This is a genomic window from Paraburkholderia nodosa, from assembly GCF_001718195.1.
Lineage (GTDB): Bacteria > Pseudomonadota > Gammaproteobacteria > Burkholderiales > Burkholderiaceae > Paraburkholderia > Paraburkholderia nodosa_A.
The window spans coordinates 50055-63096 of sequence record NZ_MCNV01000014.1 but is presented as its reverse complement, the minus strand read 5'-3'; the positions used below and the strand labels follow the sequence as shown (position 1 = coordinate 63096).

General features: G+C 61.7%; 13 protein-coding genes. 3 read left to right on the top strand and 10 right to left on the bottom strand.

Going from position 1 to position 13042, the window contains the following annotated elements:
• Nucleotides 1-4 precede the first annotated feature (4 nt).
• The 4 genes from BFD71_RS22850 to BFD71_RS22835 all read right to left on the bottom strand — a co-directional run bounded on the left by BFD71_RS22850 (nt 5) and on the right by BFD71_RS22835 (nt 5388).
• Nucleotides 5-1744 carry a fumarate reductase/succinate dehydrogenase flavoprotein subunit gene (locus BFD71_RS22850; protein ID WP_069266594.1) on the bottom strand — a complete coding sequence of 580 codons (1740 nt, stop codon included), beginning with the start codon at nt 1742-1744 and terminating at the stop codon, nt 5-7.
• The gene (locus BFD71_RS22845) at nt 1741-2511 is read right to left on the bottom strand and encodes a GntR family transcriptional regulator (RefSeq protein ID WP_069266593.1); all 771 of its coding nucleotides are present in this window, start codon (nt 2509-2511) and stop codon (nt 1741-1743) included. Before BFD71_RS22845 ends, BFD71_RS22850 begins: the two co-directional genes overlap by 4 nt.
• 246 nt (nt 2512-2757) lie before the next feature.
• Nucleotides 2758-4116: a C4-dicarboxylate transporter DctA gene (gene dctA, locus BFD71_RS22840; RefSeq protein WP_083245411.1), complete on the bottom strand. Its 1359-nt coding sequence runs from the start codon at nt 4114-4116 to the stop codon at nt 2758-2760.
• A 105-nt stretch (nt 4117-4221) separates the two neighbouring features.
• Complete coding sequence (locus BFD71_RS22835) at nt 4222-5388, bottom strand: mandelate racemase/muconate lactonizing enzyme family protein (RefSeq protein WP_069266592.1); 1167 nt, start codon at nt 5386-5388, stop codon at nt 4222-4224.
• A gap of 138 nt (nt 5389-5526) precedes the next feature.
• Between BFD71_RS22835 and BFD71_RS22830 the strand changes: the two genes are divergently transcribed.
• On the top strand, nt 5527-6456 hold the full coding sequence (locus BFD71_RS22830; protein ID WP_069266591.1) for a LysR substrate-binding domain-containing protein: 930 nt from the start codon (nt 5527-5529) through the stop codon (nt 6454-6456).
• Nucleotides 6457-6590: 134 nt separating this feature from the next.
• Nucleotides 6591-7493, top strand: a complete 903-nt coding sequence (locus BFD71_RS22825) for an NAD-dependent epimerase/dehydratase family protein (protein ID WP_028207963.1) — start codon at nt 6591-6593, stop codon at nt 7491-7493.
• A gap of 71 nt (nt 7494-7564) precedes the next feature.
• On the opposite strand, the gene BFD71_RS22820 is transcribed toward BFD71_RS22825, so the two are convergent.
• The 4 genes from BFD71_RS22820 to BFD71_RS22805 form a co-directional block, all read right to left on the bottom strand.
• Nucleotides 7565-8806 (bottom strand): cystathionine gamma-synthase family protein, encoded by a 1242-nt coding sequence (locus BFD71_RS22820; RefSeq protein WP_069266590.1) that lies wholly within the window; start codon nt 8804-8806, stop codon nt 7565-7567.
• Nucleotides 8807-8902: 96 nt separating this feature from the next.
• Nucleotides 8903-9889 (bottom strand): GNAT family N-acetyltransferase, encoded by a 987-nt coding sequence (locus BFD71_RS22815; RefSeq protein ID WP_069266589.1) that lies wholly within the window; start codon nt 9887-9889, stop codon nt 8903-8905.
• Nucleotides 9890-10000: 111 nt separating this feature from the next.
• Nucleotides 10001-11272: a cardiolipin synthase gene (cls, locus tag BFD71_RS22810; RefSeq protein WP_069266588.1), complete on the bottom strand. Its 1272-nt coding sequence runs from the start codon at nt 11270-11272 to the stop codon at nt 10001-10003.
• A 72-nt stretch (nt 11273-11344) separates the two neighbouring features.
• Nucleotides 11345-11821, bottom strand: a complete 477-nt coding sequence (locus BFD71_RS22805; RefSeq protein WP_069266587.1) for a MarR family winged helix-turn-helix transcriptional regulator — start codon at nt 11819-11821, stop codon at nt 11345-11347.
• A gap of 95 nt (nt 11822-11916) precedes the next feature.
• Between BFD71_RS22805 and BFD71_RS22800 the strand changes: the two genes are divergently transcribed.
• Entirely contained in the window at nt 11917-12285 is a 369-nt protein-coding gene (locus tag BFD71_RS22800; protein WP_176732942.1) for an antibiotic biosynthesis monooxygenase family protein, read from the top strand.
• A gap of 104 nt (nt 12286-12389) precedes the next feature.
• Here BFD71_RS22800 and BFD71_RS22795 read toward each other — a convergent pair whose 3' ends face one another.
• The gene (locus tag BFD71_RS22795; protein WP_069266586.1) at nt 12390-12731 is read right to left on the bottom strand and encodes an RcnB family protein; all 342 of its coding nucleotides are present in this window, start codon (nt 12729-12731) and stop codon (nt 12390-12392) included.
• Between the two features lie 65 nt (nt 12732-12796).
• Nucleotides 12797-13003 (bottom strand): hypothetical protein, encoded by a 207-nt coding sequence (locus BFD71_RS22790; protein WP_069266585.1) that lies wholly within the window; start codon nt 13001-13003, stop codon nt 12797-12799.
• Nucleotides 13004-13042 lie beyond the last annotated feature (39 nt).

Below are 13042 nucleotides of genomic sequence, written 5' to 3'. Positions count from 1 at the left end.
TTCCTTAGTGTTCGGCGACGAGTTCCGCGGATTCGCGAATGCGTAGCTGATCGTAAGCGCCTCGATCCGCTTGCGCGAGCGGGATGATGTACGGCTCGACCGCGCGCTTTTCGCTCGTCATGCTGCCGGAAGCGTCCTTGCGCAGGTGCGTATGGCAGAACCAATCGGCGTCGTTGCGCTGCGGGTAATCGACCCGGTGGTGATACAGGCCCCAGCGGCTTTCGGTGCGGAACAGTGAGGCGCGCGCCGCCATTTCCGCGCAGTCGCGAATGGCGCGCACCTCGGCGGCGCGCATCAATTCGTGCGCATTGTTGGCCTTGATCGCTTCGATGTCTTCGGCGATCTCGTCGAAGCGCTGCAGGCCGATCTCCATCTTGCGCGTGACCTTGGGCGGCTGAAGATAGTCGTTCACCATGCGGCGCAGCTTGTATTCGACCTGGGCCGGTGCGAGTCCGTTTTCGCGATCGAGCGGCGCGTAGATCCGTGCGCGTTCAGCGGCGATCTGGGATTCGTCGAGGCTCGCATGCTCGCGGCCCTCCACGTATTCGGCCGCGTTGGCGCCCGCGAACCAGCCGTAGGTGAATGCGCCTAGCATGTAGTTGTGGGGCACGGCCGCCATGTCGCCTGCTGCATAGAGTCCGGGTACGGTCGTCTCCGCGCGCGCATTCACATAGACACCCGACGCGCTATGCCCGCTGCAAAAGCCGATCTCGGAAATATGCATCTCGACCATCTGCTGACGGTAGTCCGTGCCGCGGCCCGCGTGGAACCGGCCGCGGCTCGGGCGCTCGTTGGTGTGCAGGATCTGCTCGATGGTCTGGATCGTTTCCTCGGCAAGATGGTCGAGCTTCAGGAACACGGGGCCGTTTCCGCTCTGCAGCTCCTGGTAGAACTCCCACATCATCTGGCCGCTCCAGTAGTCGCATTCGATGAAGCGCTCGCCCTTGCCGTTCGCGGTGAAGCCGCCGAGCGGCCCGGTGACATATGCACAAGCCGGTCCGTTGTAGTCCTTAATAAGTGGATTGATTTGAAAGCATTCCAGATTCGCGAGGGCGGCGCCCGCGTGGTACGCCATGGCGTAGCCGTCGCCCGCGTTGGTCGGATTCTCGTAAGTGCCCATCAGGTAGCCGGAGGAGGGCAGACCGAGGCGCCCCGCCGCGCCGCAGCACAGAATCACGGCTTTCGCGCGCACCACGTGGAACTGCGCCGTGCGGCAGTCGAAGCCGAGAACGCCGCTTATGCGGCCCTGCGAATCGGTCATGAGCCGCGTGGCGACGATGCGGTTCGTGATCTCGATGCGCGCACGTTTGAGCTGCCGGTAGAGGATCTTTTTCACGTCGTGTCCTTCGGGCATGGGCAATACGTAAGCGCCCATGTGATGGACCTTCTTCACGGCATAGTCGCCGTTGCCGTCTTTTTCGAACTTCACGCCCCAGCGGTCGAGCTGCTCGATGGTCGTGAAGCTGTGTCGCGCATACGCATAGACGGCCTCCTGGTCGATAATGCCATCGTTGGCGACGGTGATTTCGCGCGTGTACTGCTCGGGTGTGGCGTGGCCGGGAATGATGGCGTTGTTCAAGCCGTCCATGCCCATCGAGATTGCGCCGCTGCGCTTGACATTGGCTTTTTCAAGCAGCAGCACCTTGAGCGCCGGGTTGCGTTCCTTGGCCTTGATTGCAGCCATTGGGCCGGCCGTGCCGCCGCCGACGACCACGATGTCGTATTCGAGCACTTCGGTATTCATAGCGCTTTCCTTCCCCTTGCACGGGTTTTTTGGCGGTCGACGCGCAGCCGGTACTGGAAGGCGTCGCCGCGGAAATACAGGTATTCGTAGTCGATGGGATTGCCGGATGCGTCGTGCGTCAGGCGTTCGATCCGCAGAACGGGGCTGCCGTCTTCCACGCGCAGGGCGCGGGCGATGTCGTCATCGGCGAGAATCGCGTCGATCGACACATCGGCATGACCGAGCGGCACGCCGCAGTCGTTCTCGAGAATCAGGAAAATGTCGCGCGTGGCGAGGTCGGCGTTGGCGAGCCGCTTGCCGAGCGCTTCCGGCACCCACGTGAGTTCTAGCGAAACCGGTTCGCGGTTGAGCATGCGCACGCGATGGATTTCCGCGACCGGCGCGCCTTCCAGAAGATTGAGCCGTTGCGCGACGTGGCGATCGGCCTTGATGATCCTGAAGCTGCGCAACTGGTTGACAATTTCGTAGCCCATCGACGACATCGCTTCCGCGAAGCCTTGCAGCGAGGTTACGTTCTGGAATGCCTTGGGCCTGGAGACGAACGTGCCCTTGCCGTGCAGCCTGAAGACCAGGCCTTCCTTTTGCAGATCGCCTAGTGCCTGGCGCACGGTGATGCGGCTGACGCCGAACAGGGCGCATAGCTCGTGTTCGGAGGGCATCTGGCTGTGCGGCGCATAGGTGCCGTTCAGGATGCGCTCTCGGAGCGTGTCCTTGATCTGGACGTAGAGCGGCTGGGGGGATAGCGCCACCAGATTTGTTCGGGGCATGGTTCGCTTGTCATAACAAGATGGACCTGCAGTCTAGTCAGGGTTCCATCTGCGACAAACTAACGAATTCTGATATGTATTTCTTTGGTGTCTGGTTTGGGTTTGCTTTGTTGTGGTTTTTTGGTGCTATCGCGGAAGGGTTGTGGTTTTTGGCGCTTTGGCTTTTTCTTGTGTTCGCGTCGGTGAACCTTACAGGGGCAACCCAGGCATACCGACGCGAAAACAAGGCACCGCAAAGTACTCATTTCACAGATGGTTTTCTACCAGCCCCCTCGAGCCAGAAACCGGCTCGCCGCTGGGCAACGACAAATCGCCAGCGCCCGACGCGTCCCCACCCTCAATCTCCCCATTCAAAACCGCCCGAGCCCGCGCAACATCCATCGCCCCTTCCCACCTGGCGACCACGATCGTGGCCACGCCATTCCCAATCAAATTGGTCACCGCCCGAGCTTCATTGAGAAACCGATCCACCCCCAACAGCAGCACCAGCCCGGAAACCGGAATCTTATGCATCGAAGCAAGCGTAGCAGCGAGCGCAACAAACCCCGCTCCGGCCACACCAGCAGAACCCTTCGAAGTCAGCAGCAAAACGCTCAGCACGACAAGTTGATCGAACAGCGTGAGATGAATGTTCATCGCCTGGGCCACGAAGAGGGCCGCCATCGTGAGATAGATCGCCGTGCCGTCCGCGTTGAACGTATAGCCGGTCGGCAACACCATGCCGACAACAGGCCGCGAACAGCCGAGGTTCTCCATCTTGACGAGCATCTGCGGCAGCACGGCCTCGGTCGACGCCGTGCCGAACGTGATCAGGATTTCGTCGCGGATATAGCGGAGATACTTCCACAGCGAAAATCCGCAAACGCGCATGACGAGCCCGAGCACCACCACGACGAAGACAATCGACGTCACGTACAGGCAAAGCATCAGCTCGCCAAACGACGCCAGCGTGCCGAGCCCGTACTTCGCGATGGTGAACGCCATGCCGCCAAACGCGCCCACGGGCGCGACATACATGACGATCCGCACGACGCCGAACATGCCCTGCAAGAACATGTCGAGCATATCGACGAGCGGTGCGGTACGCGGGCCGAGCTTCGCCAGCGCAATGGCGAACAGCACCGAGAAAAAGATGATCGGCAAAATTTCGCCGTTCGCAAACGCGCCGACGATGCTGTTCGGCACGATGCTCATGAGGAACCCGAGCGCCGTGTGGTCGTGGGCCGCGTGCGCGTAGCTGGCGATCGCCGAGCTGTCGAGGTGCGCCGGATCGATGTTCATGCCGCTGCCCGGCTTGATCACGTTCACGACGACGAGGCCTACGAGAAGCGCAATGGTCGACGCCACCTCGAAGTAGAGCAGCGCCTTCACGCCTACGCGGCCGGCTTCGTGCAGGTCGTTCATCCGGGCAATGCCCACGACGACCGAAGCGAAGATGATCGGCGCGAGCGCCATGCGGATCAGCTTGATGAAGAGGTCGCCAAGCGGTTTGAGATCCGCTCCGATGTCCGGATAGAAGTGGCCGACGAGAATGCCCGCCAGGATACCGATCAAGACCTGTATGTAGAGCTTCGAAAGATACTTTTTGAGTTTCGAGGGCCGCATGTCTGTCTCCTGAGCATGGCGCCATGCAGGTAATTTCGGGCGACCGCCAACCGCCATGCGTGCAGCGGTTGTGTTTCCGGTCGCGCTCTTTTCTTCGCTTCGGCGTCAGGCCGCGATCTTCTGCATTTCCGCAAACAGATCGGCCTTGCTCTCGAAGCCGATGCCGGGCAGGTCGGGCATCGTGATGTAGCCGTTGTCGACCTTCACGCCATCGGGGAAGCCGCCATAAGGCTGGAACAGATCGGGATACGACTCGTTGCCGCCAAGCCCGAGGCCCGCCGCGATGTTGAGCGACATCTGATGGCCGCCGTGCGGAATGCAGCGGCTCGCGGACCAGCCGTGCTGATGCAGCATCTCCAGCGTGCGCAGATATTCGACGAGGCCGTAGCTCAACGCGCAGTCGAACTGCAGCCAGTCGCGGTCGGGACGCATGCCGCCGTAGCGGATGAGGTTGCGCGCGTCCTGCATCGAGAACAGATCCTCGCCGGTCGCCATCGGTTTGTCGTAGTAGTTGCGCAGCGTGGCCTGCAATTCGAAGTCGAGCGGGTCGCCCGGCTCCTCGTACCAGAACAGATCGTATTGCGAGAGCGCTTTCGCGTACTGGATCGCGGTGTCCAGATCGAAACGGCCGTTGGCGTCGACGGCCAGTTTCTGACCGTCGCCCAGCACGCTCAGGATCGAATCGATGCGGCGCAGGTCCTCGTCGAGCGACGCGCCGCCAATCTTTTTCTTCACGACCGTGTAGCCGCGGTCGATATAGCTGCGCATTTCGTCCTTGAGCTTGTTGTGGTCCTGGCCTGGGTAGTAGTAGCCGCCCGCCGCATAGACGAAGATCTTGCGGTCGGGTTGGCCATTGCCGTAGCGCTCGGCGAGCAACTGGAAGAGCGGCTTGCCTTCGATCTTCGCCACGGCGTCCCATACCGCCATGTCGATCGTGCCGATCGCCACCGAGCGCTCGCCATGGCCGCCCGGCTTTTCGTTGGTGAACATCGTCGCCCAGATCTTGTGCGGGTCGAGGTTGTCGCCCGCCTCGTTCACGAGCGAGGCGGGATCGGCTTCGAGAATGCGCGGGATGAAGCGCTCGCGCATCAGCGTGCCCTGGCCATAGCGGCCATTCGAGTTGAAGCCATAGCCGATGACGGGCTTGCCGTCGCGGATCACGTCGGTGACCACGGCGACGAGGCTGAGCGTCATCTTGCTGAAGTCGATATAGGCGTTGCGGATCGAGGAACTGATCGGAACGGTTTTTTCGCGGATTTCAACGATTCTCACGGGTGTCTCCTGGTGGCACGGCCAGCATGCGCGGTCGTTCTCGCGGTCGTTCGCGATTCGCTGGCTGTGGGAGACGCTAGGTTATGCGCCCGGATCGGCTCTATGATTCACTTGTTTTCACATCTTTATTAACTCACGGTGAAGAATGACCTGACCTCCTACCTGGCGTTTTTCGTTCTGCTCGGGCGTTACGGAAACCTTTCAAGCGTTGCGCGCGACATGGACATCACGCCGCCGGCGGCGACCAAACGGCTCGCGCAGCTCGAGGCGCGCCTGGGCGTGCGCCTGGTCAACCGGACCACCCGCAGCGTGAGCCTGACCGCCGAAGGCGAGACCTTTCTGCACTACGCGACGCGCATTCTTGCCGAAGTGCAGGAAATGGAAGATGTCGTGTCGTCGAGCCGCTCCGTCACGCGCGGCTTGCTGCGTGTGAACGCGACGCTCGGCTTCGGGCGCACGACGATCGCACCGCTCGTTTCGGAGTTCGCGCGGCGGCATCCGCATGTCGAAGTGCAGCTCGATGTCACCGACCGGCCGATCGACCTCGTCGAAAGCGGCGTGGATCTGGCGATCCGTTTTGGCGAGCTGCCCGACAAGCGGCTCATTGCGCGGCGCATCATGACGAACCGCCGCTTGCTGTGCGCCTCGCCGCGCTATCTGGAGACGCAGGGCACGCCCGCAACGCTGGGCGATCTCGCCAACCATCAATGCATCGTGCATCGACAGAACGACAACGCCTACGGCATATGGCGCCTCGAGCGCGATGGCGAGGCGCATGCGGTGAAGGTGCACGGCATGCTGTCGAGCAACGACGGCGATATCGTGCTCGGCTGGGCGCTCGACGGGCACGGCATTCTGCTGCGCTCGGAGTGGGACCTGGCGAAGTATCTGGAAAGCGGCCGGCTGCGCGTCGTGCTGCCCGAGTTCGTGCAGCCGCTGGCCGATTTGTTCGTGTACTACCCGAACAAGCGCAATCAGTCGGCGCGTGCGCGTGCGTTCATCGATTTTCTGGCGGAGCGGTTCAACCGGCAGCCTGCGGTGGCCGCGCCCGCGCAATCGGGCGCATAACGATTTTGTCTGCGTCCCCCGCAGACAATCCATCCGGCTGGAAAGGTAGCGGTGGTCATTACAGCCGGCCGATGTTTGCGGTAACGTGCGCGTTTGCAGAGGCGGGAACGACGCCACGAAAAGGAGAGAGACAGATGACAAAGCGAGTGATAGTGACCGGCGGTAGCGGCCTTGCCGGCAAATGGGTGGTCGAGAACCTGGTCGCGCACGGCTACGAAGTGTTGAATCTGGACCGTGTGCCCATGCCGAAGCGCACGGCGCGCACGCTGATCACGGACATCACCGACGCGGGCCAGGTTTTCAACGCGATCGCCTCGACCACGGCGCCAGTGGAATTCGCCGACGACCTGGAGCCGAAACCCATCGACGCGATCGTTCACTTCGCGGCGATTCCTCGCATCATGTTGACGACCGATAACGAGGTCTACCGCATCAATGTGATGGGGACTTACAACATTCTCGACGCCGCTGCGAAACTAGGGGTCCGCAAGGTGATCCTCGCCTCGAGCGAGACGACTTACGGTGTGGTGTTCGCCCACCGGCATCGCGATCCCGCGTACTTTCCGCTGGACGAGAACTATCCGGTGGACCCGATGGACAGCTACGCCACCTCGAAAGTGGTCAACGAAGTGACCGCGAAGGCATTCCAGGCGCGCACCGGGTCGGACATCTACTGTTTTCGCATCGGCAACGTGCTCGATCCCGAGGATTACGCGAAGTTCTCCACGTGGCTCAAGGATCCCGCGCTGCGCAAGCGTATTGCGTGGAGCTACATCGACGGGCGAGATCTCGCCAACGCGTGCCGGCTCGCCATCGAAACGGACGGCCTCGGCTTCGAGATCATGAACGTCGCGGCGGACGACGTGTCGTCCGACTTGCCGACCCAGACGTTGCTGGATCGCTACTATCCGGGCGTGCCGGTCAAGAAGGCCCTCGGCGAGTTCGAGACGCTGCTCAGCAACGAGAAGCTCAAACGCTTGCTTGGCTGGCAGCAGCAGCACTACTGGCGCGACGAGGCAAAACGCTTCAATCCGTAAGCGGCATCAGCGTCGAAAACGCGCAGGGCCAGCGAGTGCTGGCCCTGTTCACGACATCGACGCTCCCGGCGTTATGCTGCCAGCTTGAGCGCTTGCGAGAAGTCTGCAATCAGGTCGTCGATATCTTCGATGCCCGCCGAAAGCCGCAGCATGCCGTCGGAGATGCCCATCGCCTTGCGCGTTTCTGCGCCGGCTTCGAAAAAGATCGTCGGCGCGACGGGGATGATGAGCGTGCGCGTGTCGCCGAGGCCGGTCGCCTTGATCGGCAGTTCGAGCGCGTTGACGACGTCGATCATGCGTTCCGCGTTGAGCAGTTCGAACGAGAGCAGCCATGACGCGCCCTTGAAAAGCGCATGGGCAACCTCGTATTGCGGATGGCTCTTCAAGCCCGGATAGAACACCTTGCCGATGGCTTCGTGGCCTTCGAGAAACTGTGCGAGCGCGAGCGCATTGTCGCTGCTTTGCTTCACGCGCAGGGCGAGCGTTTCCGCGCCCATGGCGATGGCGTGCGCCTGCTCGGACGACAATGACGCGCCCATGTCTCGCAGGCCCTTCTTGCGGATCTGCAGGAGCCCCTGATCTTTCGGTGCCGAACGCCGATAGTCGTCGGCGATGTTCGGATACGTGCTCCAGTCGAACAGGCCCGTATCGGTCACCGCGCCGCCGAGCGCGGCGCCATGGCCCGCGATGGTCTTCGTCAACGAATTGATGACGAGGCTCGCGCCGACCGCCTTCGGCTGGAACAAGGCGGGCGAGGTAATCGTGTTGTCGACGACGTAGACGATGCCGCGCTCGCGGCACAGCTCGCCGATGCCTTGCAGGTCGGGAATCTGCGTGCCCGGATTCGCGATGGTTTCGACGAACACCATGCGCGTATTCGGCTGGATGGCGTTCTTCACGTTTTCCGCGTCGCTGGCGTCGACGGTCGTGACTTCCACGCCGAGCGTGCGCAACGTGCCGAACAGGCTGTTGGTGTTGCCGAACACATAGCGGCTCGACACGAGATGATCGCCCGCACGCAGCAGCGTGAGGAAGGTCGCCGTGATCGCGGCCATGCCGGTGCTGAAACAGACTGTGCCGGTGCCGCCTTCCAGGCTCGTGATCTTGCGCTCGAGAGCCGCCGTCGTGGGAGTGCCTTGCCGCGCGTAGTTGAAACCCCCTTTCTTCGTGCCCTGAAATACGCCGATCAGGTCCTCGACGCGCTCGAAACCATATTGCACGGACGTATGAATCGGCTGGCGCACGCCGCCGTGCTCGGTGCCCGCGATCCTGTCGCCGTGAACGATGCCAGTGGTGAAGCCTTGCTTGCTCATTCTCACTCCGTTTCTCAAGTCGATTGCGTTTGGCACATTATCGCCTGTAACGCGTGTTGCCGGCAGGTGGGACGCACCGAACCAATCGGTCGGGCGCTAACGCAGTTCGGACTCCGACGGTTCCAGCACGCTGCGCAGCTTGCCGAGCAGCCAGTTGACCAACGCGTTGTTGTGCCGGTAGTGATTCCAGGTGGGAATCTGGCGGGCGCCGAGGATGCGTTTGAACTCATAGGACGTCGCGCCCAGCTCGATTTCCTCGAAACCTTCGCGAATGCCGAATTCGACCGTGCGAATGAACATGGCGAAGTACAAGCCGTACTCCTGGCTCCTGGCGTAGTCGAGCCCGATATAGCGGTTGACGAGGTGCCTTCCCTTGCCGATCAACTGGGTGAAGCCAATCAACTCGTCGTCCAGAAAGTACAGCAGATAATGGCTAAGGCTGCGGGTATTGGCGAAATACTCCGGCGTGAGCTTCTCGAACTTCAACTCGGCTTTCTGCCAGGTGTTCAGATACAACTCATACACTCTGGCGACGAGGTGATCGGGCAGACCCGCGCATTCTTCATAGCGCAGTGCGGCGGCCTTTTTCAGCTTACGCTTGAGCAGGTTCCTGCGGTCGCTCTTCATGGCCTGGTAGTAGTCCGGGCCGATCGACAGCACCGGCACGGGCAGGCCTTTTGCCGCCACGAAGCCGCGCAGCGGCAAGTCCTCGGTGAAACCCTTGTACGCGAGCAGGCTCCCTTTCTTCGCAAGCGCCGTGCTGATGGCCGCGAGCGTCTCCTGCGAGACTTCGCCCTGGATGCGGCCGGCATCGACGGTCGGATGCCCGATGCAGGCCAGCTTGAAGCGGATCCAGCTCAGGCTTTGCTTCAGCCAGCCGCTGGGAAGGAGGGTGTTGAGCCGGAAATCCATCACGAAGTAGGGCGCCACGGTAACGAGCGCGCTGTCCCGGTACACGGCGAAATAACCGAAGCTGAAATCATCCAGCCGGGCCGTCTGAAAGGCCTGGTAAAACTCCGCTCCCTCCGGCTCGTCGCGCAGAAACCCCTCGGGCGGATTGGCCAGATCCTCGATGTGCAGCATGGATTGCGGTCCCTTTTTTCTGTTTGCTTTGTCGACAGCCCAATGTCGGGCACCGATTGTCGGCGATCTTCGCTTTCTTGTCGATTGGCGGCGCGGCGCTCGCGGGAGGCGTCACAACTGCGAATCGAGGAGGGCGGCTGCGTGTTCGAGCAGCTTTTCCCGTAACGACCGGCGGCGCCAGTCTTCGAGCGTGATGCGTTTGGCGAGGGCAGCGTCGGCATCGAAAATGGCCGTCTGCTGGCGCGCGAAATCGCGGTCGTAGATGTTGAGATTGGCCTCGTCGTTGAGCTTGAACGAGCGGCTGTCGAAGTTGGTCGAGCCGACCGACACCAGATATTCGTCGACGACGATCAGCTTGCAGTGGAACATCGTCGGCTGATACTCGTACATCTCCACGCCGGCCGCGAGCAGGTCGCCCCAGCACGCACGCGAGGCCTCGCGCACCGTGTGAGTATCGATGCGCTTGCCCGGCGTGATGATGCGCACCTTCACGCCGCGCTTCGCCGCCTCGACGATCGCGTTGATCGTCAGCTTGTCCGGCACGAAGTACGCCGTCGACAAATGGATGGAGCGCGCCGCGGCGGTGATCGCCATGAGGTACATCAACTCCATGTCGTCGCTGCCGCCAGAGGGCGAACTGCTGAACACGTGCGCGAGGCCGTTGCCCGCGGCGTCGATCGCGGGAAAGTACTGCGGGCCGTGCAGCACATTGCCCGTCGACTTGACCCAGTTGTCCATGAAGACCGCCTGCATCTGTCCGACCGCCGGGCCTTCAATGCGAAAGTGCGTATCGCGCCAGTGCTTTTCGTCCTGCGCATGGCCGGTCCATTCGTCGGCGATGCCTACGCCGCCCGTAAAACCGATGCGTCCGTCGATCACCAGCAACTTGCGGTGCGTGCGGTCGTTCATGCGGCCGAGGCCCGTCCAGTGCGGCTTGTGATACAGGACGAGCTGGACGCCCGCCTCGCGCAGCATGCGTTGATAACGCTTGTCCATTTTGGACGAGCCGACCCAGTCGAGCAGCACGTGCACGGCGATGCCCGCGCGCGCCTTGTCGGACAGCGCGCGGGCGACTTCTTCGCCAATCGCGCCGGACCAGTAAATGAAGGTCTCGAAGGTAATGGTGTGCTGCGCCGCGCGGATGCCGGCCAGCATCGACGGAAAGATCTCGTCGCCGTTCACGAGCACCTCGAAGCGATTGCCTCCCACGACGGGCGGCCCGAGCAGCAGCCCCATCGAGCGGATGAACTGCGGACTGTCGCTCGCGTAAAGCCGGTCGATCTTGTGCTCGATCTTCTTTTCGCCGCTCGTGAGGTTCGCGATCACCAGGATGACGACGAGCGTCACCGCGACCGTCACGACAATGAGGGCAATGGTCGACATGCGTGGGCCTCGCCTCGCGGATGGTAACGATGCCCTGCTGTAGCACATTGCATGCGCAAGCAGCGCTGTCGATCAATCCGGCTCGTCGGCTCCGGCCATTTGGTCCAGATTCGACTGCAATTTCGTGATGACGCGGTGCAAGGTCTTGATTTCGCTGGCGGTCACGCCAGCGGAGAGCTGGTTTATCCAGGGGGCCTGAAGACGCATGGCCGCTTCGAAAGCTTGCCGGCCCTCGTCGGTCAAAACGACAAGCTGCGCGCGGCGGTGGTGAGGGTTGGCCTCGAAGCGGACCAGACCGTCGTTGGCCAGGTCATTCACGATTCGTTGCACGTTTTGCCGATTGGCCCCCAGATCGCGGGCAATCCAGGCCACCGGCTGCGGCCGTTGCGCGGCCCTGATGGCGCCGAGCATCTGCCAGCGTGCGCTCGTGAGGCCGAGGCCCTCGACCAGGCGGTCGCCCGAGGTGAGCAGTCCGCTATTGAGCCGGAAGAGCTCGAGCATGATGCCCGACAGGAGTTCGCCGACCGGTGTTCTCGCGAGTTCGCGCATATGGCACCCTATTTCTAAGTTGACATCATCATGTCAATTTACTATATATTGGCCATGACCGGTTGACATCATGCTTTTAGACTCTGGAGTGCACCATGCTGCAATTGCGACCGCTTGATCCTTCTTTCCCGATCGAACGTCAACTTGCCGTTGACGCCGAGCCCGTTGTGCTCGTGAACGTTTTCACACTGGATCTGGCCGATGAGGCGAAGTTTCTGGAGGCCTGGCAGGAAGACGCTGCGCACATGAAGCAGCAAGCCGGCTTTATTTCAACGCAACTCCACCGCGCGATCGGAGAGCAACCGGCTTATATGAATTACGCAGTGTGGGAATCCACGGCGCATTTTCGGGCGGCATTCTCTGCGCCGGCGTTCCGGTCGAGTCTGGCCGCTTATCCTTCCTCGGTGATCGCGTCGCCGCATATCTTCCAGAAAGTTGCCGTGCCGGGGATTTGCGAGAGTTAGTTGTTTTGCCGTCGTTGCGGCTCGACTTCAGGTCGCTGCTGGTTGCCGGCCCTTGGCCGCGTTGCGGCGAAGAGCGGGCATATCGTGGAAAGACAACGGCATGATCAATGGCTGCCGGCGGTCAGAACCGTCGAGATCACGCCGGTCGCGCTGGCAACGAGCACGTAGTCGCCGGCTACGCCGACCCAGTGGTAGCCACGCGGGGGCGCTTTCAGGCCATGCTGATTCCAGTTTTCGACCACGAAAATCCGATCACGGTATTCAGGCGGCAGGCGGTCGCCACGATGCCAGTCGCGATGCGGAATCGCACCGACCGGACGGTTGGCTCGTTCGATCGACGTAGGCGGCGGGTTGCCAGGCCGGTGTTCGGGCTGCGATGCGAACGCGGTGCCTGTCGTGGCGAGCAGGGCGGCAATAATGAAGAGTGTCGTGACTTTCGCTTTCATGGTGAATGCTCCAAATAGCGTTCAAGAAAAGAGGAAGTGAGATGGAATTTACTTAGGAATGTTGATCACTCACTAACGGATTCACTTCCACCGGATTCGCTGGCGCGACGCTCCTCATCGGCGAAGCGGTTCGACGTGCGCTTCTTGACGAGAGATTCGCCATGCGGGACAGCGCTCGGCGCTGGCAAGCGGGCCATGGCCATGAACGGCGCCATCATGAGGAGGCCGGCGATCGCGAACGTGGCGTTGAGTCGGTTGATGTACGAGTTCATGGTTTTCTCCATGGCAAGGAAGTAAAGGATGACTAAGTT

Excerpts from the sequence above, each read along its gene's own strand:
- BFD71_RS22850 (WP_069266594.1), bottom strand. The coding sequence starts at position 1,744 with ATGAATACCGAAGTGCTCGAATACGACATCGTGGTCGTCGGCGGCGGC.
- BFD71_RS22845 (WP_069266593.1), bottom strand. The coding sequence starts at position 2,511 with ATGCCCCGAACAAATCTGGTGGCGCTATCCCCCCAGCCGCTCTACGTC.
- dctA (WP_083245411.1), bottom strand. The coding sequence starts at position 4,116 with ATGCGGCCCTCGAAACTCAAAAAGTATCTTTCGAAGCTCTACATACAG.
- BFD71_RS22825 (WP_028207963.1), top strand. The coding sequence starts at position 6,591 with ATGACAAAGCGAGTGATAGTGACCGGCGGTAGCGGCCTTGCCGGCAAA.
- BFD71_RS22820 (WP_069266590.1), bottom strand. The coding sequence starts at position 8,806 with ATGAGCAAGCAAGGCTTCACCACTGGCATCGTTCACGGCGACAGGATC.
- BFD71_RS22815 (WP_069266589.1), bottom strand. The coding sequence starts at position 9,889 with ATGCTGCACATCGAGGATCTGGCCAATCCGCCCGAGGGGTTTCTGCGC.
- cls (WP_069266588.1), bottom strand. The coding sequence starts at position 11,272 with ATGTCGACCATTGCCCTCATTGTCGTGACGGTCGCGGTGACGCTCGTC.
- BFD71_RS22805 (WP_069266587.1), bottom strand. The coding sequence starts at position 11,821 with ATGCGCGAACTCGCGAGAACACCGGTCGGCGAACTCCTGTCGGGCATC.
- BFD71_RS22800 (WP_176732942.1), top strand. The coding sequence starts at position 11,917 with ATGCTGCAATTGCGACCGCTTGATCCTTCTTTCCCGATCGAACGTCAA.
- BFD71_RS22795 (WP_069266586.1), bottom strand. The coding sequence starts at position 12,731 with ATGAAAGCGAAAGTCACGACACTCTTCATTATTGCCGCCCTGCTCGCC.
- BFD71_RS22790 (WP_069266585.1), bottom strand. The coding sequence starts at position 13,003 with ATGAACTCGTACATCAACCGACTCAACGCCACGTTCGCGATCGCCGGC.